Here is a 23,082-nt window from a genome sequence, read left to right on the forward strand (position 1 = left end):
GTTTTATCATGGCAACCCCTAAAAAAGAAGTCAAGATCAGGGACAGTGAAGTCAGCAAGCGAAAGATGCTGGATGCGGTTGGCGAAATCGTGCGGACTTCGGGTGTTCACGAACTAAAGGTCAACCGGATCGCTCAGGTAGCTGAGGTTGATAAGGGGTTAATCCGGTATCATTTTAAGGGATTGAATAACCTGCTTCGGACTTACATTGATGAAAAGGACTACTGGCCGCCATTTTTTGAACGGTATAAAATTGACGAAAGCGCTGATCAGACCGAGATTAAAGAAATGTTCATTGCGCTGATGCACGAAAACCTAAAGCAGTTCTATGATAACAAGGAAATGCAAAAGATCATTCTCTGGCAGATTACCAAATCCAGTCCACTACTGAGGAACATTTCCGAGGCAAGGGAAGATGAGGGCGAAAAGCTGTTCAAGCTAACTGATGAGACTTTTTTAAAATCGGGTGTGAGCTTTAAAGCCATCATTGCCATTTTACTCGGCGGCACATATTTCGCGGTACTGCAAGCCCATTCTATTAAGAGCAGGGTTTGCGGGATTGACCTCAACTGGGAGCATGACTTCAAGATATTCCATCGGACAATAGGGCAGATCATTTCCTGGGCGTATGAAAAGGCAAACGAAGAAAATAAATCATCCACTATACCTATGAATTACGAATTGGAAACCCTTGAGCATCTTATTTCCGAAATTCTTCGGCGGGAGGAAAAAGCGGGTGAAACTGAACATTTGCCTGACTTGTCCCTGCAGACCGAAGCGGAGAAAGTCGAAAGGATGTTATCACAACATCTGTTGACGCTGACCAATGAAACGCAGATCATTACTTTTCTGCAAGTCTATTTAGGACGGCTGATTAAGCTTTGTAATAAACTCTACGAAAGTGAAGTTGATGCGAATCCAAATGCGGAAGTGATCTTGCAGCTTATTGAGGCGTTGCGCAGTCCTGTTTCACAATATGTCCCAGAAACCATCATATTGCCAGACCTGTTCCGAGATAAGGAAAGCAAAAAGTTTAAATACCATTGGGCATTTGTACTGAAGCCTTTACAGGAAAATGGTATTGATCAAAAGCTTATCGACATCATGTACATCCCGGTGAAGCAGTTTTCGAGTTCAAAGGAACATATGCGCTGGTGTGATTTCAAATTCCTGAAACGGTACCTAGGTGTATTGGAAGAACTGACCTCAGGTAAGTTTACATTGGAAATGTTGCTGGATACGCTTGTTGGGCTTGGTTATAACTACAGCCGCTTTACTGCCTATTATACCAGTGGTTTAAAGACGCGGATGGCGACATTTGATTACGGCCATATCAGAAGAATGCTTAAAGCGGAACAGGCGAGGCTCTCACAAATCAGTATTTATACCAAACGGGACTTTGATCCCCGTAAACTCCCGGTACTGGAAGAACTGGGCAAATGGATAGATGCGGAACTGATCATGCATGAGGACAGGAGGAGCGGAACCAATCCATTTAAACTGGTCAGTAAATTGAAAGCGGTTCAATTGGCATTCTGGAAAAAGCTGGAATACGATCATGGGATTTATGAGGAAGATAACCTGGATATATTTTCTGAAAAGATCACTTATAATTATTCGACCAAGATTCAGGAAGAGTTGTCGGCACCGAGTATGAAAAGTAAGTTCTATCCCAAGGACGGGGCCATATACAGGGCAATTGAGAAGATCCTGGTTGCTATGCTCGAAGATGTAAGAAAATTTCTCTGATAGCAGGGTTAGTTTAGTTGATAGGTCATGATAGCGGATGCTATCGTGGCCTTTTTTATTTTATGGGGTCCACATAATATCCAAGGCTCCTTTCTTCTAAGAACGAAACGTACTCATGGATAAGATGCACTGAAAAGCCTGGAAGTTTGGCCAGTTCTCTTGTGTGATGTTTTGTGACATCGCCGAGGGTGTGAAAACCTAATATCTCCACTACGCCGCAGAATTCTTCGCTCATTCCTAGCGTTGCTATCGGCTGATTTAAGGTGGGTTCTTGGTACTTTTTCATTGATACGCTTCTGTTCTGCTATCCCGTGACAGAGGTTATAAAACGATACAGCGCGGGATACGAACTAAATCACGTCTTGGAGGCCCGACGAAGAGCCCTTTGACACAAGATAAGCCGCACCCGCGCTATAGCGCAGGCGATGAGCCTATTTTCCTTGTGTCTTTTAAATTTCGTCGGTTTCCAAGACAAGTAAATAGCTATCGCTATACAATATTTTAACTATCACAAATATACAATTTCCCCTTTGCAATACACGAATCTACGCTGGGTGTATGTGCGGTGTATCTACTTGACCCGTATTATAAAGTCGGTTTCCTTTGCTTCTTATGGACTCTAAATCAATTCTGACATGCCTATGAATACATGATACCTATTTCCGGCTGAAGTGAAAAGTTGTCGCCAGTGAACAGGCAGGCCGGGCTAACTTATTAATCTACCTACTATGATACAAGAACTGAGCAGCCGATTGCTGAAACAGCTTGAAGCTGAACTGGAGGAAATTTCCTTTCAGGTCACAGACCCCCTGACCAAACTAACTACTGCCTTAAAACCCATCAGACAGGCACTCAAAAAGCTGAAGAGCTATCTTGATGACCATCCTTTTTCGTCAGAAGCTGAGGAGATCAAATTCTTCAAGTACATCAAGCCGGACTTTTATTGCTGGCAGATCTATTTTTCGGAACTCTATACCATTGAAACAAATATCCCGTTTGCGGACGCCGAAGCCCAAAGGCTCAACTTCGAAAACGAGCTGATCTATGTCGAGCGGTTCTTTAAGCAGTACCCTTTCCATTACCAATATTATAAGCTTAATGCCAATGAACTGGACAATCTGTATTTCGTAAGGGGAGTGGAGAACAGTGGGGTACTGATGCCAAATGTCCCCGACCTTGATCCTAACTTTTCTACCAGCAGTGACTACCTTTTTTCCAAGATGAAGGCTTTTGAAATGCTGCGGGAATGGCTGAACGAACGGATCATTTACCTCAAGAAAAATCCACTCTCAACTTATCAGGCAAATTCCGATACAGAAGAGATGCGCTGGACAGGTGACAGCATCAACCTTGCGGAACTGGCATTCGGCATCCACCGTTCCGGTCAGCTTAACAACGGAACGGCAAGCATCGGTTCAATTTTCAGGTGGCTGGAAGATAAATTCCAGATCAGTATCGGTATACCTTCTAAAAGGTTAAGTGAGATCCGGCGACGGACGACCATCAGCCGTACCCGCTACCTGGACGAGATGATCGAGGCGGTGATTCAGAAACTGGATAAAGAGGATGAATACAATCCGGACAGGACTGCAAAAAGGTAAGCAGGATGCTTTTGCTCTAACGTGCTGACTGGTAGCAATAATTAAAAATTTATTGATGGTATATACCAAGATGGATCAGCCTGGCATTTGCAGCCTTTGAAAATTTGCAATGTAATTCCGGTCGTAATACAGCGGCTGGATAAAAGAAAAATATTATGTTACAACAATTCACATGGCAGGATTTCTTAGTTGCCACACTGGTGCTTACCATCATCTGGTATGCCGCCATCACGCTGATTTTTTACAGGTCGGAATTTTTTGGGCTGTTCAATCCGAGGGTTACAGCACGTACCCCAGATCGCCTTCCCCATCGCTGGGAAAAGGGCGTAGACCAATTAGCAGAAACTTCACTCGAAGAAGAGCCTGAACTGATGGGAAAATCCAAGTTGCCCGAGGGGATGAACAGGGTCAGCAGCGATGGTTTTGGCTTTTCAGGCGGTGGTCAGGATGCAGAGAGTAAGCTAGCGCAAGTGGGTCTGGTGCCTGATGTACTGGAAGAGCTCAAAGGCGTTTTTGCAAGCCTGGCCGCTAATGACGGAGATAAGCTGGACTTCATGGAAATGATGGAGACTGTTAGGGAAAAATTTCCAAAGATCGCTTCCAATCCAAACATCGGTCGGATCAATGCTTTTGTGGCCGAGAACGCACCATTTTATTTATCCAAAGACGAACTGGAAACCCTCTGGGACTAAAACTTAGCGACATTCCAGACCCACTTTCCAACTCAATTTTTCATTCAAATCATTATTCATGAGACATCAATTCAATAATCATAAAAACCAGTTTTTTGCCAAATTCCTGCTTTGGGGGATGATATTATGCGCTTTTAATTTACTTACTACTTCTCCCCTTTGGGCGCAGGACGGCAATGCAGGTATTGCCGAGGCCACCAACAAAGTCAAGAGTTATTTTGATACGGGATGCGACCTGATGTATGCCATCGGTGCAGTTGTCGGCATCATCGGCGCTGTCAAGGTCTTTAACAAGTGGAATGCGGGGGAGCCGGATACCAATAAGGTAGCCGCGGCATGGTTCGGTAGCTGTATCTTCCTGGTCGTAGTGGCGACTGTCCTTAAATCTTTTTTCGGGATATAGTTATGGCCAGCGTATATCAAATCAATAAGGGCGTAAATAAGCCGATTGTTTTTAAAGGCCTGAAAGCGCAGTACATAGCGTATTTGGCTGTTGGATTGGTACTCTTGCTGATCTCTTTTGCCGTGCTGTACATCTCTGGCATTAGTCTTTTCATCGTGCTGCCACTGATCTTGTCTCTGGGGACGGTATTGTTTATTTCCACGTTCAAGTTGAGCCATAGGTTCGGCGAATATGGCCTAATGAAGTATCTGGCCAAACGCGGCCTGCCCAAAAGCCTGAAGTTCCGATCAAGGAGATTATTCACCACGCTTAAACAAGTAAATCATGGTAGAAGCTAAAGATATCCTGCCGATCTACAAGGTAGAGCACGGTTGCATTTTGTCCATGCAGGGCGACATCACTTTAGCCTATGAAGTGACACTGCCGGAAATCTTTTCGTTATCAGACAGGGATTATCAGGCCTATCATCAGGCCTGGGTAAAAGCAATTCGGGTGCTACCCCAATTCAGCATTCTGCACAAACAGGATTGGTTTACCGAAAGTGCTTACAAGGCGGATTTTGAAAATACAGGCGATAGTTTTTTATCGCGAAGCAGTGAGCGGTTCTTTAACCAGCGGGAGTGCTTAGACCACAACTGCTACATCTTTCTGACCAAGAAACCGTTAGGACGAAAGCTTTCCTCTTCGGCCTATAGCAATATTCTTCGAAAGGGCATTGTACCTGCCCAAACCATTAACCCCGTTCTTTTCAGTGATTTTCTGGACAGCGCAGGGCAGCTGGAGCGGATACTGACCGATAGCGGTTTTATCTCTTTTCAGCGGTTAGGTGATGATGAACTTGCAGGAACGGCAAACAGTGCTGGAGTGATCGAACGCTATGTTTTCTTATTGGGTGCTTCCGAGATGCCGAGCATTTCGGATATACAGGTTAAAGATGAAATCCGTGTAGGCAGTAAGCATGTGGAACTGTACACGCTTTCCGATGCAGAGGATATGCCTGCCTTATGTGGTAGCCGTATCAATTATGATAAGTATAGCAATGACCGGACTAAATTTTCCATCGGCTTCGCAAGTCCATTGGGAAGCCTTTTGAACTGTAATCACATCCTGAACCAATATGTATTTATTGAGGATGCACAGAAAACAATCAAGAGACTTGAGGCGAAAAAGCTCCGCTTGCAGTCTTTATCGGGCTACTCCAGGGAGAACGCCATTTCTCGTGATGCGGTCAATGACTTTCTTAATGAAGCCATTGCTTCCCAGCGGCTTCCTATAAAGGCGCATTTCAATGTACTGGCATGGTCAGACGAGGCGGGTAAGGTAAAAGACCTGAAGAATTTAGTTGGTTCGGCAATGGCGCAGATGGATGCGGTGGCGAAGCGCGAGACCGATGGTCAAGCGCAGATCTGGTTTGCTGGCCTCCCCGGCAATGAAGCTGACTTTCCCATGAACGACACCTTTGATACGTTCATAGAACAGGCTACCTGTTTTTTCAACCTGGAAAGTAATTACAGGTCTTCTGTTTCGGCTTTTGGGATGCGCTTGGGTGATCGGATTTCTGGAAGACCTGTTCATGTAGACATATCCGACGAGCCGATGAAACAGGGAATCACGACCAACCGTAACAAGTTCATTTTAGGACCAAGCGGTTCTGGAAAGTCCTTTTTTACCAATCACATGGTAAGATCATATTATGAACAGGGTGCCCATGTGGTGCTGGTCGATGTCGGGCACAGTTATAAAGGGCTTTGTGATTTGGTCGGTGGCTATTACTTTACCTATTCGGAAAGCGACCCGATCAAATTCAATCCTTTTTATCTGACCGATGGCGACGTACTGGATACCGAGAAAAAGGAAAGCATCAAAACGCTGCTGCTTGCGCTATGGAAGAAAGACGATGAGAATTTCCGCAGGTCAGAGTACGTAGCGCTTTCCAATGCGCTCACTTTATACTACGGCCACCTTGATCGCAATCCCGATATATTCCCTTGCTTCAATTCTTTCTATGATTTCCTGATGTCCGAATACATGCAGATACTGGAAAATGGCAAGGTGAAGGAAAAAGATTTTGACGTCGGCAATTTCCTGTATGTGTTAAATCCTTATTACAGGGGCGGAGAATTTGACTATCTGCTGAATGCTACCGAAAACCTTGATCTATTGCATGAGCGGTTTATTGTGTTTGAACTGGACGCGATAAAAGACCACGCTATTTTATTTCCGGTAGTTACGCTGATCCTGATGGAAATGTTTATCTCGAAGATGCGCAAACTGAAGGGAATCCGTAAGGTCTTGCTGATCGAAGAATGCTGGAAAGCCATTTCCAAAGATGGCATGGCGGACTATATCAAGTACGTTTTTAAGACCGTAAGGAAATTTTTCGGGGAAGCCATTGTCGTTACCCAGGAGGTGGAAGACATCATTTCCTCGCACATCGTGAAGCAGGCGATCATCAACAACTCCGATTGTAAGATTTTGCTTGACCAGAGCAAGTACCAGAACAAGTTTGACGCGATACAGGAACTGCTCGGCCTAACCGATAAGGAAAAGGCGCAGGTACTTTCCATGAACAAGGCCAACGATCCAAAGCGCAAATACAAGGAAGTCTTTATCTCGCTCGGAGGTCAGCACAGTAAGGTTTACCGCACGGAGGTTTCCCCGCAGGAATATTACGCATACACGACCGAGGAAACCGAAAAGCTATTGGTACAGCAATATGCCCAGAAGTACGGGAGCGTGCAGAAAGGTATCGCCATGCTTGTGCGGGACCTGCAAAACAAGAAATAACAATCATTCACATTCAATAGAAAAACACATGAAGATCAAGATCATTTTAATAGCCATTATCGCTACAATCCTAATGGCTTGCCGGGGCGGTGGAGTGACCGATACCCGCTCTTTTATTCCTGGCACCTACGTTAATTATGCCGAGGGCGATTATAGTGTGGCCTATGACACGCTGATCATCCAGCCCATGAGCGAACAGAACAGTTCCTACCGAATCTACCGTAAGACCGCTTACCAGCGGAAGGAGAACGGGAAGCTGATGAAACTTCAAAGGGAAAATGAGCAGTGGGTAGCCCTGTATAACGAGGAAACCAAATCGATGCAAGAAGTAAAGCGTGGTAAGATCATTACCATTTACCCTGATGCTGGTCGCATCCTGGTCGCTAACAGGGAATACACCAAGTTAACCAACAAAAATTAGAAACATGAAACTAATAAAATATATGAAAAAGTATATGGTCATCCTGCCTTTGAGCACCATGACGCTGTTTGTGGGATTGCCTTCAGGGGCAAGTGCACAAATTGCGGTACTGGAAGTGATCAAGGCGGGGGTTAAAAAGGTCATCAAAGCAGTTGACCTGAAAGTCCAGCGTTTGCAGAATGAAACGATCTGGCTGCAGAACGCGCAGAAAGTTCTGGAAAACCAGTTGTCAAAACTCAAACTCACTGAAATCGCAGACTGGACGGAAAAGCAAAAGGAACAGTACGCTAAATATTATGATGAGCTGTGGCGCATCAAGTCGGCTATTGCCTATTATAAGCGGATTAAAGATCTGACGCAAATCCAGGTAAACATCGTGGATGAGTACAAGTGGGCATGGGGCCTTTTTCAAAAGGACAAACACTTTCAGCCCGAAGAACTGGATTACATGCAGAAAGTCTATGCCGGAATCCTTGACGAAAGCATTAAGAATTTAGACCAGATCTTTTTGGTGATCAATTCTTTTAAGACCCAGATGAGCGATGCGGCAAGGCTGAAACTGATCGCTAAAGCAGTTCTTGAAATGGAGTCCAATTATTCCTCGCTTAAAAAATTCAATTCCGGTAACATCGGCCTAAGCATCAAGCGATCTAAGTCGCTGGATGAGACCGCTAAACTCAAGGAGATTTATGGGATCGAGTAAAATCAAAGCGTGCGTGATGTCCTGCCTGATCATTTTCGCAGCTATCGGTAACAGCAACGGGCAGACCTTCGCCGAATTTTTCAACCAGAAAAAGACGCAGAAAAAATACCTGCTGGAGCAGATCGCTGCCCTTGAAATGTACACCAAGTATCTTACAAAGGGATATGAGATCGCCAGTTCCGGTCTGCAAACCATCAAAGACCTGTCTAATGGTGAGTTCAGCCTGCACAATGCATTTATCAGCGGACTTAAAAAGGTAAGCCCTGTCATAAAGAATAATATCAAGGTAGCGGAAATCATCGAAATGCAGATCAGGATCGGCAAGGCATTTAACGCAATAAAATCCAATCCTCACCTGTCGCTTTCTAACCAGCTCTACATTCGGGAAGTCAGAGAAAACCTTTGGGAAGAGAGCCTGAAAGATCTGGAGGAACTATTACTGGTAATCACTTCGGGAAAGATAGAAATGACTGACGATGAACGTATGAAGCGGCTGGATAAGATCTACCTCTCGATGCAGGACAAGTCGGTTTTTTCCCAAAGTTTCACCGCCGAGATCAGCCAGTTTATCCGGCAAAAGGAAATAGAAAAGAAATCAATTGAACAATTAAAGAATCGCTATGAAATTCATTAATGAAACAAGAATGGTCCTATACCTGCTGGTGATGGTTTTTACCGTGAATATATCAGCGAAGGCACAGTCACAGGAAGCGCAGCAATTGCTTTTGAATGTAGAAAAGCTCAGCCAGTTGAAGAACATCCTGTCCGACATGAAAAAAGGATATCAGGTGATCTCCGGCGGCTACAATGCGATCAAAAATATATCCCAGGGCAATTTTTCCCTGCATGAGGTCTTTTTAGATGGCCTGGTGCTGGTCAGTCCCGAAGTCAAAAAGTACAGGCGGGTAGCAGATATTATCACCTATCAAAAGAACATAGTTACCGAGTATAAATCCGCATTTCAGAAGTTCAATTCATCGGACACTTTCAATCCTGAAGAGCTGGGTTATTTGGGGAAGGTATATAAGCAACTTTTCGACCAGAGCATAGATAACCTGGACGAACTTGTCATGATCATTACCTCTTCTAAACTGCGCATGAGTGATTCCGAACGCCTAGAGGCCATTGACCGGATTTTTTTGGACGTGCAGGATAAACTTGTCTTCCTGCGGGACTTCAACAGCAAGGCAATGTCACTCTCCTTAGCGAGGGAAAGGCAAAAAGCCGAACTAAAGCATACGATGAGCCTTTATCCCTAACATTTACAACATGAAAACAATAATAAAATTATTAGGACTAATGGCATTTATGATGCTCTTGCTTCCCATTACATCCCATGCCCAAGGCCTTGCCGGACAGATCGGGGGATTGCACAGTGTCCTTGAAAAAGTGTATGACGAAATGATCCCGCTTTGCGCCGAACTTATCGACGTAGCGAGGGGGATAGCTGGATTTGGCGCACTCTGGTATATCGCCAGCCGTGTATGGCGCCAGATTGCATCCGCCGAACCGATCGACTTTTACCCGTTATTGCGCCCCTTTGCACTCGGTCTTGCCATCGTCCTTTTCCCCGCCCTGCTTGGCGTAATGAATGGAGTGCTTAAACCCATAGTTTCAGCAACTGGCGCAATGGTGAAAGATAGTAATCTTGTAATTAAAGAGCTGCTCAAGCGAAAAGAAGCAGAACTGAAAAAATCCACCAAATGGAAAATGTATGTTGGCGAAGACGGTTCTGGTAACCGTTCAGAATGGTACAAATATACCCACCCGAAAGACCCCAATGGAGATGACGAGAACTGGCTGGAAGCGGTAGGTAATGACATCAAATTCTGGGCAGATCGGCAGGACTTTAAGATGCGGCACAGCTTTAAGCAGTTCATGAGCGAACTGCTGGAACTTGTTTATCAGGCGGCGGCACTCTGCATCAATACGCTCCGTACCTTCTTTCTCATCGTACTGGCAATTCTTGGGCCGCTGGTATTAGGTTTTGCGGTATTTGACGGACTCCAGCATACCTTATCGGTCTGGGTGGCTAGGTATATCAACATCTTTTTATGGTTACCAATTGCCAATATTTTCGGTGCGATCCTGGGTAAAATACAGCAGAACATGATCAAACTGGATATTGAGGAAGTCGCTCAGAACGGCGATACCTTCTTTTCTTCGACCGATACGGCGTACATGATCTTTATGCTCATAGGCATTGTAGGATACTTTTGCGTGCCGACCGTAGCCAACTACGTGGTACATGCTGGCGGTGGTAATAGTATCCTGACAAAGATCAACAGCTTTAGCGCTGGAAGTTACAGGGAAACCAAACAAGGTGCCAATAACAGTATCGCGGGTATCAAGTACGGAGCTGGTATGATCGCTGATTCCTTTGGCGATGGGAAACGCCAGATGTCGGGAATGGCCGAAGCCTCAGGGCAGGATTATTTCAAGGACAAACTAAGTGGTAAGTCTTAATTAAAAACCAATATTATGTTCACACAGTTTAAAAATATAGATACGGCCTTCAAGCACATCAAACGGTTCAGTATTTTTCTGATACTGGCCTGTGTAACCTTGTCGGGTTTTGCCATCTACAAAAGCTTTGATCTGGTTAAAACCATGCAATCAAAAGTGTATATCCTGGCAAATGGAAAGGCTATCGAGGCCTTTAGTTCGGCGAGGAAAGATAACCTTCCGGTTGAGATCAGGGATCACATCAAGACCTTTCATCATTACTTTTTTACCCTTGATCCTGATGATAAGGTGATCAAAATAAACCTTGGACAGGCGCTTTATCTTGCCGATGAAAGCGCACGGAAAACGGCTGACAACTTGAAAGAGCAGGGCTATTATAACAACATCATTTCAGCCAACATTTCCCAGGAAATCGAGGTGGACAGCATCTCCCTGGATATTGACCAGTACCCCTATTACTTCAGGTGCTACGCTACTCAAACCTTGATCCGTTCCACATCAACCATAAACAGGAAACTGGTAACACAAGGCTATATCCGCAACGTGTCCAGATCGGATAACAACCCGCATGGTTTTTTGATCCAGCGATGGGAAACGATTGAAAACAGGGATAAAACATTAAAGCCATAAATGATGAAAATTTTTAAGAAACTGAAAGATGCAGAAAGGCAGGGAAAGTTATCCGTGCGCATGGCAGCATATCTGGAACAATGCCAACGGAAAGTCGCGGACTGGCTAAATAACAAAGCAACTGGCTTATCCAAGCATGATTTAACTTTCGGACTGGTCATTTTCTGCTCGGCATTCGGAGGCTACATGCTCTGGCTGCTGATAACCTCACTAGGCATTTTTAAATAACCTGATTATTCAACAAAAATCAATTGATATGAAAACAAAATCTAAGACTGATAAAAGGAAGATCCTTTTATTTATGCCATTGCTCATTGTGCCTTTTATGGCGTTGGCGTTCTACGCTATGGGCGGGGGAAGTGGCAACCAACATTCACCGAAATTGAATGCCGGTATTAACACAAGTCTGCCTGATGCCGCTTTTTCCAACGATACGCCAAAAACTAAAGCTGATTATTACCAGCAGTCTGGTACTGGTTCAAATGGTGAAGAAAATGGCATCGCAAGGATTGCGGGACAACTCGGCTTTAATGACGCAAGCGGAAAACAGGAACCATCGGAACACGACCAGACCAGACAAATTGATGAAAAGCTTGAGGCCATTACAAAGGAAATCAGCAAGCCAGAACCTGTCAAGGTTAAACCCTCGGCGGCTGTTCGGCCAGAAGCCAGTTCGATTAAATCTGATGTCGACAGGCTTGAAATCCTGATGAAATCCATGCAGGACAATAAATCCGAAGACCCAGAAATGGTTCAGCTCAATGCCATGATGCAGAACATCCTGGATATCCAGCATCCCGAGCGCGTCATCCAGCGGTTGCAATTTGTACAGTCGCTCAGTCCAGACAGCCAGTTCAGGGCGACACCCGCAATCATAGTGGATAATCAAAAGGCCGTTCAGGGTGCAACCGTTAAAATCAGGTTGCAGGATACCCTTCGCATAAACGGGTTGCTTATTCCAAAAGGTCAGGAACTTTTTGGGGCTTGCAGGATAACCAACCAGCGCCTATTGCTCGATATTAAAAATATCAGGTTGGGCACTTCCATCATTCCCGTTGACCTTTCGGTCTATAGCCTTGACGGGATGATTGGTATCGATGCGCCCGAAGCGTTACTGACAGGAGCATTGAATGACGGCACCGATGATGCGGTAAGGAGTATCGGCTTTGGTGGTTTTGATGCATCAGTGGGTGCGCAGGTAGCAGGTGCCGGAATCGATGCGGCAAGACAGCTTATCAGCAAAAAGGTAAAAAGCATTAAGGTAAAGCTGAATGCGGGTCGGGCAATCCTGCTTCGCAACAACAAGCAGAAGAACCGCTAATTTATAGTGGATTTAACAGTAACATTTTTTAACTAAAAATAGATAGATATGAATTTGAACAACCTTGAGGACCTGAGAGATGAAATGAAAATGCTTGGGTTCGGTGATCCGCTCATTACCAAAATGGAAGAGCACATGAAAAACAACGATCCCAATTTTAAGCTCTACGATGCTGTAAAAGCAAACAAAGGGCAGGTCGATATTACACTGCACTTTAAACAGTCGGGACAATCGGATTACTACTACCTGAACAGGCTGGAAGCGGTTCATAACCAGCTTAAGCCTTTGGAAGAAGGACAAAAATATATGGTGATAATTAAGATGCCCGAAGGACAGGATAATTCGGTTAAAAAACTGGAAAATCTTTCCGAAGCCATTGAATTGTTTAACAAACAGAAGGGCAACGCTGAACTTGCTTTTGGAAAAGGTGCGGCAAGTAAGACTATGGTCGCCAACATGGAAGAAGGCAAAGTGAACTATGTGTCCAGGGAATTTAAGCGTGATTTCTATTCGCCTCCTATGCCACAGACTTTTTGGCTAGATCATGGGAAGGGATTCTCAAAAGAACAGGCCGCCAATTTAGTTCAGGGAAGATCGGTTTACCGTGATGACCTATTAAGCAGAGAAGGCACCCCTTACAAGGCATGGATGCAACTCGATACAGAAAAGGAACGTGACCGCCAGAACAACTTAACTTTCCGCCAGTTTACCGATGCATACGGTTATGATGTAAAAGCCCTTTTAGATGACTATAAGATCAAGGAAATGGCAGAGCCGAAAAAGGCAGAGGCTTTGGAAACCTCCCTGATGAATGGTAACCGCCCGCTTGTCACCGTAGAAAAAGATGGACAGGAAACCAAAATGTATCTGGAAACCGCAGTACGGTATGGCAAGCTGAATTTCTATGCGGAGAATGGCAAGCCGGAAAAAAGGGAGCAATTCCAAAAGGAAACCGGATTGGAAATGAGCAACGCTTTCTCTAAAAAGCAAGAGCAGGGTAAAGACAAAGAGGTAGCCCAAGGTCAGGGAATGGGCGTGTAATCACAAATAATTATATATTCGCCTTCTGGTCAGGTAACTAATAAACTATTCATCATAAAATTAAAAACATGGAAAAATTTGAAAAGGTAAAGCAACTTGTCTCTGACATTGAAACAGATGCAGGTAAATTCTTTAATTCGGGGAACGGTGCCGCTGGAACAAGGGTGCGTAAGGCAATGCAGGACTTAAAGGTCCTGGCAACTGAGATCCGTAAAGAAATCACAGAGAAAAAGAACACTAAATAATTAACTGGTGTTTTGGGAATTAAACCTGATCGGAAACGGTCAGGTTTTTTTGTTTTTGGGACAATTACGGCCGACATTTCAACGTTGAATTATAGGTAGTTAGCGTTGGTTTCTGTTTTCTCAGATTTCATGAAACTCCGCTATCCTAAGTTTAACCTTAAATCAATAAGGTATGTTCGACTTTAAAGGCAACGAATTCACGATCCCTGCCGCAAGGCTGAAAGAAATCAAATTGAGCTTGGAAAAGGAACATGGCCGCGATTTCACGGACAAGGAAGTGTCCGATGTTGCCGAGCTGATTTACAAACTGGCGAGGCTGGCGCTTGACCAGGTGATGGATGAGGAGGACTGGAAGCAAAAGCTTGAAGGAAATCCAAAAGGATATGTATTTGAACCCAAAGGCTATAGCTGCAGGTTATGTAATCTTGGTGGGTCGGATGTTGGGATGTTGTATGATAAGTACGGTCTTAAATGCATGCATTGCCAGAAGGCGGTGGAGTCCGGACTGATCCCCGGCGAACTGACTGGTGACCACGAGAGTTTTTATACCGATTACGATTTGAAATCACTTTTTAATGTACAGGGAAAAGCCTTGACACAGTGGATTCACAAGGGAATCATCAAGCCGCGTATTATTTCCCGTTTCGGTGATCCGAGCGCTAAACACCTGCGGATATTTCTGATTGCGGACAATTATGGTTTTCTTCCTCAAAAAGAGATGTTGCGGTTCAGCGATACCGTAGAGCAGGAAGTGGACGGTCAAGTTTATGAGCGCCACCTGAAATGGTACCAGTGCTGCGATCCGTTTGAGTACTTGAAGGATTATAAGATCATGAACTACCTGCGAAGGACGGATTCAGAAAATCCACCTACCGAGCAGGATGCCAAACCCAAAGCCAAAACAGGAGTTTTGCAGTCAAAGTGCTTTTCCAGAAAGTTTTGTGAATAGGCGCTATCCGACCAAGCGAAGGGCGAAACGGAGGAAACAGCCGTGAAATATTGATTTGAATTGTGATGAACACGATAGGCGAAAATATGGTGCTTTTTCGGTCGAAGCATGGGCTAAAGCCGAAACAGGTTGCGATGCTCCTTAACGTTTCCGAGCGGGAATACCTGGCCTTTGAAAGCGGCAAATCTGATATCAGTGCGGTGCAACTGCTACGTTTATGTGAATACTATGAAGTAGAGATTTCAGCCTTTGTGACAGCGCACTCAGCAACCCGTAAACGCGTTGACAGTATGGAAAAGTCCAGAGTGATGTCAAAGCCTGCTGCTAAAGCTGTCCTAGCTAAGCAGCCAGCTAAGTCCCGAAAAAAAGCAAAACAAGGTTCTTTTCAACGACCAGACGAACTGGCTGGTGCAACAGAGGAGGAACGCTTTTTAAACCTGATGGCTAATATCGTGACTGAAATTGTCCTCAAGGAAGTAGAAGATGAACGGAAGCTGGAACGATTTCCGGATGGTTTTCACTATGAGGAGAAGAAGGCTTGCGTGATCTGTTCCAGAGTGGTTTCAGGTGAAGAGTCATGGTTTGACAAGCATGGGTTGAAATGTATTCCCTGCCAGCGGGCGCTTGAATCTGGAATTATCCCCTTTGAGGCGGCGCAGTCAAAGGATAGTTTCTATTCGGCCATCGAATTGGAGCTGGACTTTGGATTAAAGGAAAAGATGCTTAAACTTTGGAAAAAGGATGGTACGATCCGATCAAGGATTATTCCCAATCTGGACGGAAAAAGTGCCTATTTTGAACTGTTCCTGCTCAGTGATAACGAAAAATTCCTGCCACCGCATGAACTGCTGAGAATTGGAGGCCCTGTAAAGGAAGTTAATGCAAACGGTATCGAGGAAGTCGTCTTTTATCCGTGGTATTGTTTCGTTGATCCCATAGCGCACCTGAAGGATTATGGTATTTCCCGGTATATGCGGTTTGAACCCTTAAATGGTGAGGAACCTGAGCCGTCTTCGGGTGCACAAGAGGATCATAATGAGTCGCTATAATTCTGCTTGTTTGGGAAAGTGGGCAAGTTCTATGTTGCCGTCTTCTATTTCTCTAAAGCCACAATCAAAACAGCATTTCCAAATTTCTCCCCACTTGTCGGTGGTTAGTGAAGTAAAAAACCTCGGGTCAAACCCATCTTTGACCAGTTGTTCCTTGTTGATATATGTGGTTGCGTCTTTTTCAATTTTTTGGACTTGACGCTTGAGCAGTATTTCATAATTGATCTTTATTTGTTTAATGATCTGTCCAGCATTGGGATGTACACCTGCCCTGAAAGCCGACCTCTGCCTGCTGTTGAAATTGTTCTTGCAGTTGACATCGCAAAATTTCCTGTCCAACCTTCCACTGATCGGCCTTCCGCAATAGTCACATGTTCTGTTTGGGGGTGAAGGGTTTTCAAGTGTCGTCTCCATTGTTTTTTTCTTGGTAAGTCCCGTTTATAACATTAATTATCGGATAAAAGTTTTTGGTAACGGTTTTCATTCTAGGTATCGGATAGGTGTACTTTTTATGCTGCATGTGATGAAAATCCCTCTCAATTTTGCTTTCGGACATTAAAAACAATCGCTATGAAAAATGACATCATTGCCTCAGAAAGCTTTTCCTCAGCGGGAAAGTATTACTTCCTGGATTTTAAGATCGCAAGGAACAATAGTAATTATATCCGGATTACCAGGAGTGATTCCAAACCTGACGGGACTTATGAGCGGTCTTCACTTTCGGTCTGGGAAGAGGATCTTCCGATCTTCATCGCCTGCCTGTCCTCGCTCTTTATTACTGTTGAATATGTGGGTAAGCCCGAGGAAACGGTTCAGGATATGTACCGTAACAAACAGGAAATAAGGGATAAGGGAATCAAGAGCTGGGCACCTGAAATGCGTCCACGTGAGAAAATGCTGGAACAGGGGCCGACTTTAATGAAAAGCGTCGAACTGCTGGCCATGCTGATCGGTTCGGGTACGCCCAATGAAACCGCTGTTTCTCTGGCCGGAAGGATTTTGGACAGTGTTGATGGCGATCTTCTGGCTTTATCGAAAATGGATATTAAAGGTTTGTGCCGCTTTTCGGGGATGGGTATTGCCAAGGCAAGTTCGGTCATGGCCGCAATGGAACTGGCTAAAAGGATGTATCCTATTCTCAACGTAAAGCCTGTAAAGACCATGCGGATTGCCAGCGGTGCTTATCTACCTGCTCATGGGAATTAGCTGTTCTGGAGAATGGTTGGGGTCAACTTATTCTTCCAGTTGCGCTCCGTCCATTTCTTCCCACCTGATGCCGTAAGGAGCACCGCCAATGGTGTAGCCCGCTATATAGGCAAAATCCCCATCCTGATGGTCGCTGATGCCATCGAATTCACGGTTTTTGACCTCTTTCTGTGTTTTGTTCTGCTCTACCCTTTGGACAATTGTCTGCCGCACGGCCTGCTCGTATTCAGGTTTTATTTCAACGCCCAGCGTCCGCAGTTCGGCGATGGCGCACAGCAGGTCGACCCTGTATTTCTTAGCATATCCCCTGACTACATTCTTTCCCTCATAACTACTTAGCCATGATTTCGCCCGTTGCAGGCGCATCGCCCTGGGCTGGGTGGTCTTTGCAATGATCGTTTTCTTTTTCTTTTTTTTTGCCTGCATGGTAGCCAGCTGTATAGGATGACTGTAAAAATAACGAATCCCTGATTAAGGTTTGATAAGCGCATCCAAATTACCCCCAACCTTTTTGTGCCAAAATTTCTGAACAATCCATTAGCCTAGTCAAGACCAAGCCCCCAAGGGGGTTTGCAGAAAAAAAATCTTCCTCGCTTCGCGAGCGTATTTTTTTTCGCAAAGTCTTGCCTGCCTACTGGATTGTGGTCAGGTGATGGGATTTAACAAAAAGGCAGGAGGCTCCTGCCGACTGAATTTATTAAAGCAGAAAAACCCATGAGCAGAACAAAAGGCAGAAGCCCACCCACCGCACAAAGCACAACGGCCAGACCGTAGCGCACAGGCACAAACACAATAGCGAATTCATTAAACAATATCCATAAACATTTAAAAATCAAAATCATGAAAACTACAGTAATCACAAGCGGAAAAGAAAACGGAGCAGTAAAAGGCACATTGACTGATAAATCGGCTATCCGTCCGGCAGTGCCTTTAAAAGAAAATGCCAATCAGGTTGATCCGGACAAGGAAAAACCAAACACCGAAGCGGTAAAACCTCCAGTAGGAAACAACGGGCAACAGCCAAAAGAAGAACCCAAAGCGGTTGCGCCAGTAGAAGCGCCAAAAGCAGAACCGACAAAAATTGAAATCAAGGAACAATTGCAGGAGGTTAAACCTGCCATGAACTTGGAAGCGACGATAAAACTGGCTTTGGACTTAAACCGTCGTATCAATCAAAGGGGCAAATTGTTGGAAACCATCGGAACATTGGAAGCGTTCGAGGTGGCGCAGAAAGACGATGCGGAGGAAACCGACAGCACGCATTTTCAACGTTGCGAACTGACCATTGAAGATGATAAAGGCAGGGAGTTTACGACCAAAAACCCGTTTATCATCAATGCGGTAGCAAAAATGGTCAATACGCTTTGCGTGGATAAACTGGCGGAAATCGAGGGCGAAATCTTTATTCCTCAAAAGTAATCAATCAAACGCCCTGCCCTTTGGGTGGGGCGTTTATATTTTTTTACTAAATCCTAAAATCATGTTTGAGGCATTTATAGAATTCTTAGATCAGTTATACTGGACAGGCTACGGGCTTGAATTCGAGGAGGAAAACCCGAAAGCATTTTATCAGCAGTTGGACAAATTCAAAAAACTACATACACAAAAACGATGAAGTACGAGACCCTTTTTATTATGGTACGTGTGGCAGTCCATGCAGACCATACCCAAATATCAGATATAGTACATGAGATTGAAACCCAGTCTAGGCTAAGTCTTAGCGATACCGCTAATATCAATGTACTGGAAACCGAAATTTTACTATCAAGAATTAGGAACGTTAAAAATATCAATTATGGCACACAACATAAATCACAACAGCAAAACATGTAAGGACGCTTTTTTTAGCGTTAAAGAAAAAGCTTGGCATGGTTTGGGTACGATCATAGCGGATTACCCGACCAGCGCAGAGGCGATTAAACACGCAGGGCTGGATTTTACTGTAGAAAAACGTCCGTTGTTTACGGTCAACGGGGAAAATTATGAAATTTTTAAAGACCCTGAAACGGACGAGTATATGAACGCCTTTGAGCCTAATATCCTAGTCCCTAAATATTACACCACTATGCGCACCGATACGGACGAGGTGTTGGGCGTGGTGGGCAAAGAATACCATGTTGTGCAAAATGTAGATGCGTTTTCCTTTTTCGATAGCATTGTTGGCGGTAAGGACGGCATTTTGTATGAGACCGCAGGGGCTTTGGGCAATGGCGAACGCATTTTTATAACGGCAAAATTGCCCGAATATATCAAGGTGGGAAAGTCGGATCTGATCGAACAGTTTCTTTTCCTGACGACTTCTCACGATGGGTTCGGTAGTATCACCGCTTCTTTTACGCCCATTAGAGTTTGTTGCCAGAATACGCTCAATGCCGCTATGAAAAATCAAACGGGCGCAGTCAAGATACGCCATACCGCAAATGCGCACGAGCGTTTGAAACAGGCACATCAATTATTGGGCATAACCAACCAATTGAGCGGTGAAATGGAAGAGCTGTTTAACCATTGGTCGAAAGTGAAGATTACGGACAGACAGGTAAAAAAACTGGTGCAGATGGCATTGGCTCCAAATAAGGAAACTTTGGACAACCTAAAGAAAGGCAGGCAGGACGAATTTTCCAGTGTGTTCAATAACATGGTGGAGAATGTACTTGAATATTCCGCCACCAGTCCGACACAGCAACTAGACACCACAAAAGGAACTTTGTTTGGGACGTACAACAGCGTGACTGGTTATTTTCAGAACGTTAGAAACTTTAAAAATGACGAAGCAAAATTCAATTCGATTATGTCGGGCAATGCCTTAGGCAAAGCACAAGCTACCTTTGATCTATGCAATGATTTTGCAAGGATTGGGGTGAATGCGCTGAATTAAGATCCTTTTAGATCAAATTAGGCACTAAGGGCGGGTAGTTCTTAGTGCTTTGTCATGCCCAAAATTTCGGGCGGCCCTTGCGGGCAATAAGTTCGTTTTAAGTGATAGGCGAGATCAAAAGATATTGAAGCCCACCTCAAATTAACGAGAGCTCTATGTTAAATTAGTGCCGGCATCATTGACTCACTAATTTTTTATTAATTTAGTTGTAACTTCGCTAACTTTTACTATGTACTATTCTTGCATGCAAGTTTACATGAAATTATAATGAAATTAACTAGACACGACATAGGTGGGGAGCTTATCTCAATCATTACTAAGGGGATGTATGCTGACCCAAAGGATGCTCTGCGAGAATATGTTCAAAACGGGGTTGATGCGATGGCAGAGACTATTTCGATAAAAATACGCCATAATAATATTAGCATTACTGACGATGGGCATGGCATGGATAAAATCATCATGCGCAAGGCAATTCGTGTAGGCATATCAGACAAAAATCCGAAAAAAAGCGTAGGATTCATGGGCATAGGAATTTATAGTTCATTGCACCTGTGTGAAAAACTTTGTATTTACTCAAAAACAAAGGATGAAAAGCCACATCAATTGACCATTAATTTTGCAGAAATAAGGTTTGATTTGGAAAATCAGAAAGATTCAAAAATCGAGAGCTCAACGGAACTGGAACAACAGATTGACCTTCAAACCCTGCTAGAAAACAATATAGAATTCACCGAACTTGATGAATTCGAGTTTCCGAAGACCGGCACTAGGATCGAAATGCTAGGCCTAGACAGTAATTTCTTCGGGTCGTTGTCAAAGTATGACGAAGTTGCCGAGTACTTGGAACGGGTAGTACCATTACCGTTTTCCCCTGATTTTATGCATGGGGCAAAGATTCAAAAATACATTACTGAAATTTGTAAGAAGAATAACGCACTCTTCCGTACAATTGATTTGCTTTTAGATATTAACGGCAACGAGCAAAAGCTCTATAGACCATATAAAGATTCTGATTTCAGAGATAAAGCACATCCTGATGATGCGCCATTGGAACCTAAATTTTACGAACTAAACAGCGCTGAAGGTTTTATGGGCTTAGCCTGGGGATGCCTTAACAATGGCAGAAGGACAATTCCAAATGGGAAAGTTAGAGGGTTCATCATTAAAAAGCACGGCTTTACTATTGGAAAGAGAGAAGATCTTATTATTCATTATGGTAGACCAACTTATTTTAATAGGTACGTAGGTGAATTTATTGCAGTGCATCCAAAGTTGCTTCCTAATGGACCGCGTACGGATTTTGAACATTCTTCTATAAGAACAACTTTCTATGGAGTTCTTCAGCAGACAGCAAATAGATTTAACAAAGTTGCAGATGAGTATCAAGAGCATCAAAAGGCTGAGGAAGACCTGTTCTCAGCAATTGAGAAGTATAATGAAATCACCGCCCAGATAGAGTTTTTTCAAGATAACGGAGATAAACTACTTGACTTTTTTCAAACGTTAAATACGATTAATATCTCGCTAAAGAAAAAGCTTGACGCTGAAAAATTAAAAGGCGCTAATATCGAAAAAGCCCATGAGGCCATTAAAGGTATTAATGGTCTTTTGGATGATATTAAATCTTATTTGGACATAAAAAAGAATAAGAAAAAGAAAGCTACAGTTGCAAACAATGCCAATACGATAGCTAAGATCATTACACCAAATTCTGTCAAGCCGTCTGAACCAGCTGCTGAGAGTTTAATAGAAGTGATTCAGATGATCGGACTGGAATTAAGCTCTGATTTAAAAACGATTATCGATATAATTGATGAGAAGTTCATAAAAACACAATCGTCAAGTAGAGAAGATTATGTGAAAAAATTAAATGAGCTTAGAGAAGATATAGAAGAAATTTACGAATCTGAATAATGGCCTCAACTTCAGCTGCACCAGCCAGCTTTTTTACCGATCATGCAAGAAAGGATCTGATTAGAAAACTTTGGTGTAAACCATTGATAAAAGCCCTAAGCGACACCTTAAAGAAGAAGTTAATTTACATTGGTCTTCCTGATATTGAGGCACTTGATGTGTTAGAATGGATAGATTATCTTGATAAAGTGATTGCTTTTCAATGCTCTAGCTATAAAAAAGGTGAAGTTATTGATGTCGCTAAACTTGATGACTTATTGCAAAAATTGGAAAGACAAGATAAGATCAAGTCTGGATTTGTTTATCAAGGATGGATGGAAGATATTGTTATGGGTGGTCTTTCTGAAAGAGGACAAACCTACGCTCAGAATGACTTTTTGAAAATCTACAATTTGGATTTTTGCAGTAATATTTTGGTTCCTAGGCAAGTATTAAATGAGCAGGGAAAAGTAATTAAATATATCACAAAACTTGATGTCATTGATAAGTTTTTAGAATATGAACTTGTTGCTTCTAATGACGGTAAAGGTGAAAAGTTTATCATGTACATTACTGTCAATACAAATTCTTTCGATGAGGATCTGAGTGCGATAAAAGATGCCTGCATCAAGAAATACCTTAAAAAGATATCCGCCATTAAGAAGCCGGAAGTATTAGCAGTCAGGCACCTTAAGGCCTATTGCTATTCGATGTTAAGTGAGCGTTTCAGGAAGTATGATTTTCATGTAGAGTTTTTACCACCTGTATTTTATCATGGTAGTAGCTATCCAAATCGAGATACTGGTAAATTGCTGCCACACAGGATGATGACGTTTACAATCTTAGGAACACGACGCAAAGATGCGGAGCAATTGTATGTCCAGGACTGTGAGAAATTTTTAAATGACAAGTTTATCTTCGCCACAGACAAGGTTATTAGCTGTTTTAATGACGAGAAATATATAACGGAAAACGACTATGATCCTGATATTCAGAAGATCATTGCAGAAAGTTATTCGTCTAAGACTTTATGGAGTAGAGCATAGAAG

Annotated in this window: 27 protein-coding genes; 24 read left to right on the plus strand and 3 right to left on the minus strand. The window is 43.6% G+C overall.

The window, feature by feature from the left end; translation table 11 throughout:
• Window positions 1-8 precede the first annotated feature (8 nt).
• A complete protein-coding gene (locus tag WC622_RS02585; protein WP_372816986.1) occupies window positions 9-1,748 on the plus strand; it encodes a TetR/AcrR family transcriptional regulator in 1,740 nt (579 codons plus the stop codon).
• A 55-nt stretch (window positions 1,749-1,803) separates the two neighbouring features.
• Here WC622_RS02585 and WC622_RS02590 read toward each other — a convergent pair whose 3' ends face one another.
• Entirely contained in the window at window positions 1,804-2,034 is a 231-nt protein-coding gene (locus WC622_RS02590; RefSeq protein WP_372816988.1) for a hypothetical protein, read from the minus strand.
• A 442-nt stretch (window positions 2,035-2,476) separates the two neighbouring features.
• On the opposite strand from WC622_RS02590, the gene WC622_RS02595 reads away from it, so the two are divergent.
• From WC622_RS02595 to WC622_RS02675, 17 genes are all read left to right on the plus strand, one after another.
• The gene (locus tag WC622_RS02595) at window positions 2,477-3,349 is read left to right on the plus strand and encodes an RteC domain-containing protein (protein WP_372816990.1); all 873 of its coding nucleotides are present in this window, start codon (window positions 2,477-2,479) and stop codon (window positions 3,347-3,349) included.
• A gap of 155 nt (window positions 3,350-3,504) precedes the next feature.
• Window positions 3,505-4,041 carry a hypothetical protein gene (locus WC622_RS02600; RefSeq protein WP_372816992.1) on the plus strand — a complete coding sequence of 179 codons (537 nt, stop codon included), beginning with the start codon at window positions 3,505-3,507 and terminating at the stop codon, window positions 4,039-4,041.
• Window positions 4,042-4,159: 118 nt separating this feature from the next.
• Window positions 4,160-4,444 (plus strand): DUF4134 domain-containing protein, encoded by a 285-nt coding sequence (locus tag WC622_RS02605; protein ID WP_372817069.1) that lies wholly within the window; start codon window positions 4,160-4,162, stop codon window positions 4,442-4,444.
• A gap of 2 nt (window positions 4,445-4,446) precedes the next feature.
• Window positions 4,447-4,782: a DUF4133 domain-containing protein gene (locus WC622_RS02610; protein ID WP_372816994.1), complete on the plus strand. Its 336-nt coding sequence runs from the start codon at window positions 4,447-4,449 to the stop codon at window positions 4,780-4,782.
• Window positions 4,769-7,231 (plus strand): TraG family conjugative transposon ATPase, encoded by a 2,463-nt coding sequence (locus WC622_RS02615; RefSeq protein WP_372816996.1) that lies wholly within the window; start codon window positions 4,769-4,771, stop codon window positions 7,229-7,231. The genes WC622_RS02610 and WC622_RS02615 overlap by 14 nt, the downstream gene beginning before the upstream one ends.
• A gap of 28 nt (window positions 7,232-7,259) precedes the next feature.
• Entirely contained in the window at window positions 7,260-7,652 is a 393-nt protein-coding gene (locus WC622_RS02620) for a hypothetical protein (protein WP_372816998.1), read from the plus strand.
• 4 nt (window positions 7,653-7,656) lie between these two features.
• Window positions 7,657-8,355, plus strand: a complete 699-nt coding sequence (locus WC622_RS02625; protein WP_372817000.1) for a conjugal transfer protein TraI — start codon at window positions 7,657-7,659, stop codon at window positions 8,353-8,355.
• Window positions 8,342-8,989 carry a hypothetical protein gene (locus tag WC622_RS02630; protein ID WP_372817002.1) on the plus strand — a complete coding sequence of 216 codons (648 nt, stop codon included), beginning with the start codon at window positions 8,342-8,344 and terminating at the stop codon, window positions 8,987-8,989. Before WC622_RS02625 ends, WC622_RS02630 begins: the two co-directional genes overlap by 14 nt.
• Window positions 8,976-9,614 (plus strand): TerB family tellurite resistance protein, encoded by a 639-nt coding sequence (locus WC622_RS02635; RefSeq protein ID WP_372817004.1) that lies wholly within the window; start codon window positions 8,976-8,978, stop codon window positions 9,612-9,614. Before WC622_RS02630 ends, WC622_RS02635 begins: the two co-directional genes overlap by 14 nt.
• Before the next feature lie 10 nt (window positions 9,615-9,624).
• Window positions 9,625-10,821 (plus strand): conjugative transposon protein TraJ, encoded by a 1,197-nt coding sequence (gene traJ / locus WC622_RS02640; RefSeq protein WP_372817006.1) that lies wholly within the window; start codon window positions 9,625-9,627, stop codon window positions 10,819-10,821.
• A 15-nt stretch (window positions 10,822-10,836) separates the two neighbouring features.
• Window positions 10,837-11,451, plus strand: a complete 615-nt coding sequence (gene traK, locus WC622_RS02645) for a conjugative transposon protein TraK (protein ID WP_372817008.1) — start codon at window positions 10,837-10,839, stop codon at window positions 11,449-11,451.
• Window positions 11,452-11,679 carry a hypothetical protein gene (locus tag WC622_RS02650; protein ID WP_372817010.1) on the plus strand — a complete coding sequence of 76 codons (228 nt, stop codon included), beginning with the start codon at window positions 11,452-11,454 and terminating at the stop codon, window positions 11,677-11,679.
• Window positions 11,680-11,707: 28 nt separating this feature from the next.
• Window positions 11,708-12,772 carry a conjugative transposon protein TraM gene (traM, locus tag WC622_RS02655; protein WP_372817012.1) on the plus strand — a complete coding sequence of 355 codons (1,065 nt, stop codon included), beginning with the start codon at window positions 11,708-11,710 and terminating at the stop codon, window positions 12,770-12,772.
• Window positions 12,773-12,820: 48 nt separating this feature from the next.
• Window positions 12,821-13,813 (plus strand): hypothetical protein, encoded by a 993-nt coding sequence (locus WC622_RS02660; protein ID WP_372817013.1) that lies wholly within the window; start codon window positions 12,821-12,823, stop codon window positions 13,811-13,813.
• A gap of 68 nt (window positions 13,814-13,881) precedes the next feature.
• Window positions 13,882-14,058: a histone H1 gene (locus WC622_RS02665; RefSeq protein ID WP_372817015.1), complete on the plus strand. Its 177-nt coding sequence runs from the start codon at window positions 13,882-13,884 to the stop codon at window positions 14,056-14,058.
• A gap of 172 nt (window positions 14,059-14,230) precedes the next feature.
• The gene (locus WC622_RS02670; RefSeq protein ID WP_372817017.1) at window positions 14,231-15,007 is read left to right on the plus strand and encodes a hypothetical protein; all 777 of its coding nucleotides are present in this window, start codon (window positions 14,231-14,233) and stop codon (window positions 15,005-15,007) included.
• Window positions 15,008-15,072: 65 nt separating this feature from the next.
• Window positions 15,073-16,056: a helix-turn-helix domain-containing protein gene (locus tag WC622_RS02675; protein WP_372817019.1), complete on the plus strand. Its 984-nt coding sequence runs from the start codon at window positions 15,073-15,075 to the stop codon at window positions 16,054-16,056.
• On the opposite strand, the gene WC622_RS02680 is transcribed toward WC622_RS02675, so the two are convergent.
• Complete coding sequence (locus tag WC622_RS02680) at window positions 16,051-16,470, minus strand: hypothetical protein (protein WP_372817021.1); 420 nt, start codon at window positions 16,468-16,470, stop codon at window positions 16,051-16,053. The genes WC622_RS02675 and WC622_RS02680 overlap by 6 nt on opposite strands.
• Window positions 16,471-16,626: 156 nt before the next feature.
• Here WC622_RS02680 and WC622_RS02685 point away from each other — a divergent pair, with 156 nt between their 5' ends.
• Window positions 16,627-17,262, plus strand: a complete 636-nt coding sequence (locus WC622_RS02685) for a UPF0758 domain-containing protein (RefSeq protein ID WP_372817022.1) — start codon at window positions 16,627-16,629, stop codon at window positions 17,260-17,262.
• A gap of 27 nt (window positions 17,263-17,289) precedes the next feature.
• Here WC622_RS02685 and WC622_RS02690 read toward each other — a convergent pair whose 3' ends face one another.
• Window positions 17,290-17,688 (minus strand): hypothetical protein, encoded by a 399-nt coding sequence (locus tag WC622_RS02690; protein ID WP_372817024.1) that lies wholly within the window; start codon window positions 17,686-17,688, stop codon window positions 17,290-17,292.
• 414 nt (window positions 17,689-18,102) lie between these two features.
• On the opposite strand from WC622_RS02690, the gene WC622_RS02695 reads away from it, so the two are divergent.
• The 5 genes from WC622_RS02695 (at window position 18,103) to WC622_RS02715 (ending at window position 23,079) form a co-directional block, all read left to right on the plus strand.
• Window positions 18,103-18,681, plus strand: coding sequence for a hypothetical protein (locus WC622_RS02695; RefSeq protein WP_372817026.1), 579 nt, complete (start codon window positions 18,103-18,105; stop codon window positions 18,679-18,681).
• A gap of 192 nt (window positions 18,682-18,873) precedes the next feature.
• Window positions 18,874-19,095 (plus strand): hypothetical protein, encoded by a 222-nt coding sequence (locus tag WC622_RS02700; protein WP_372817028.1) that lies wholly within the window; start codon window positions 18,874-18,876, stop codon window positions 19,093-19,095.
• On the plus strand, window positions 19,058-20,137 hold the full coding sequence (locus WC622_RS02705) for a DUF932 domain-containing protein (protein WP_372817030.1): 1,080 nt from the start codon (window positions 19,058-19,060) through the stop codon (window positions 20,135-20,137). The genes WC622_RS02700 and WC622_RS02705 overlap by 38 nt, the downstream gene beginning before the upstream one ends.
• Window positions 20,138-20,404: 267 nt before the next feature.
• The gene (locus WC622_RS02710; protein WP_372817032.1) at window positions 20,405-22,054 is read left to right on the plus strand and encodes an ATP-binding protein; all 1,650 of its coding nucleotides are present in this window, start codon (window positions 20,405-20,407) and stop codon (window positions 22,052-22,054) included.
• Window positions 22,054-23,079, plus strand: a complete 1,026-nt coding sequence (locus WC622_RS02715; protein ID WP_372817034.1) for a hypothetical protein — start codon at window positions 22,054-22,056, stop codon at window positions 23,077-23,079. Before WC622_RS02710 ends, WC622_RS02715 begins: the two co-directional genes overlap by 1 nt.
• Window positions 23,080-23,082: the final 3 nt, after the last annotated feature.

The sequence above is a fragment of the Pedobacter sp. genome (assembly GCF_041662865.1).
Lineage (GTDB): Bacteria > Bacteroidota > Bacteroidia > Sphingobacteriales > Sphingobacteriaceae > Pedobacter.

What these genes read in the sequence shown, in the direction of transcription:
- WC622_RS02585 (WP_372816986.1), top strand. Translation starts at nt 9, where the DNA reads ATGGCAACCCCTAAAAAAGAAGTCAAGATCAGGGACAGTGAAGTCAGC.
- WC622_RS02590 (WP_372816988.1), bottom strand. Translation starts at nt 2,034, where the DNA reads ATGAAAAAGTACCAAGAACCCACCTTAAATCAGCCGATAGCAACGCTA.
- WC622_RS02595 (WP_372816990.1), top strand. Translation starts at nt 2,477, where the DNA reads ATGATACAAGAACTGAGCAGCCGATTGCTGAAACAGCTTGAAGCTGAA.
- WC622_RS02600 (WP_372816992.1), top strand. Translation starts at nt 3,505, where the DNA reads ATGTTACAACAATTCACATGGCAGGATTTCTTAGTTGCCACACTGGTG.
- WC622_RS02605 (WP_372817069.1), top strand. Translation starts at nt 4,160, where the DNA reads ATGATATTATGCGCTTTTAATTTACTTACTACTTCTCCCCTTTGGGCG.
- WC622_RS02610 (WP_372816994.1), top strand. Translation starts at nt 4,447, where the DNA reads ATGGCCAGCGTATATCAAATCAATAAGGGCGTAAATAAGCCGATTGTT.
- WC622_RS02615 (WP_372816996.1), top strand. Translation starts at nt 4,769, where the DNA reads ATGGTAGAAGCTAAAGATATCCTGCCGATCTACAAGGTAGAGCACGGT.
- WC622_RS02620 (WP_372816998.1), top strand. Translation starts at nt 7,260, where the DNA reads ATGAAGATCAAGATCATTTTAATAGCCATTATCGCTACAATCCTAATG.
- WC622_RS02625 (WP_372817000.1), top strand. Translation starts at nt 7,657, where the DNA reads ATGAAACTAATAAAATATATGAAAAAGTATATGGTCATCCTGCCTTTG.
- WC622_RS02630 (WP_372817002.1), top strand. Translation starts at nt 8,342, where the DNA reads ATGGGATCGAGTAAAATCAAAGCGTGCGTGATGTCCTGCCTGATCATT.
- WC622_RS02635 (WP_372817004.1), top strand. Translation starts at nt 8,976, where the DNA reads ATGAAATTCATTAATGAAACAAGAATGGTCCTATACCTGCTGGTGATG.
- traJ (WP_372817006.1), top strand. Translation starts at nt 9,625, where the DNA reads ATGAAAACAATAATAAAATTATTAGGACTAATGGCATTTATGATGCTC.
- traK (WP_372817008.1), top strand. Translation starts at nt 10,837, where the DNA reads ATGTTCACACAGTTTAAAAATATAGATACGGCCTTCAAGCACATCAAA.
- WC622_RS02650 (WP_372817010.1), top strand. Translation starts at nt 11,452, where the DNA reads ATGATGAAAATTTTTAAGAAACTGAAAGATGCAGAAAGGCAGGGAAAG.
- traM (WP_372817012.1), top strand. Translation starts at nt 11,708, where the DNA reads ATGAAAACAAAATCTAAGACTGATAAAAGGAAGATCCTTTTATTTATG.
- WC622_RS02660 (WP_372817013.1), top strand. Translation starts at nt 12,821, where the DNA reads ATGAATTTGAACAACCTTGAGGACCTGAGAGATGAAATGAAAATGCTT.
- WC622_RS02665 (WP_372817015.1), top strand. Translation starts at nt 13,882, where the DNA reads ATGGAAAAATTTGAAAAGGTAAAGCAACTTGTCTCTGACATTGAAACA.
- WC622_RS02670 (WP_372817017.1), top strand. Translation starts at nt 14,231, where the DNA reads ATGTTCGACTTTAAAGGCAACGAATTCACGATCCCTGCCGCAAGGCTG.
- WC622_RS02675 (WP_372817019.1), top strand. Translation starts at nt 15,073, where the DNA reads ATGAACACGATAGGCGAAAATATGGTGCTTTTTCGGTCGAAGCATGGG.
- WC622_RS02680 (WP_372817021.1), bottom strand. Translation starts at nt 16,470, where the DNA reads ATGGAGACGACACTTGAAAACCCTTCACCCCCAAACAGAACATGTGAC.
- WC622_RS02685 (WP_372817022.1), top strand. Translation starts at nt 16,627, where the DNA reads ATGAAAAATGACATCATTGCCTCAGAAAGCTTTTCCTCAGCGGGAAAG.
- WC622_RS02690 (WP_372817024.1), bottom strand. Translation starts at nt 17,688, where the DNA reads ATGCAGGCAAAAAAAAAGAAAAAGAAAACGATCATTGCAAAGACCACC.
- WC622_RS02695 (WP_372817026.1), top strand. Translation starts at nt 18,103, where the DNA reads ATGAAAACTACAGTAATCACAAGCGGAAAAGAAAACGGAGCAGTAAAA.
- WC622_RS02700 (WP_372817028.1), top strand. Translation starts at nt 18,874, where the DNA reads ATGAAGTACGAGACCCTTTTTATTATGGTACGTGTGGCAGTCCATGCA.
- WC622_RS02705 (WP_372817030.1), top strand. Translation starts at nt 19,058, where the DNA reads ATGGCACACAACATAAATCACAACAGCAAAACATGTAAGGACGCTTTT.
- WC622_RS02710 (WP_372817032.1), top strand. Translation starts at nt 20,405, where the DNA reads ATGAAATTAACTAGACACGACATAGGTGGGGAGCTTATCTCAATCATT.
- WC622_RS02715 (WP_372817034.1), top strand. Translation starts at nt 22,054, where the DNA reads ATGGCCTCAACTTCAGCTGCACCAGCCAGCTTTTTTACCGATCATGCA.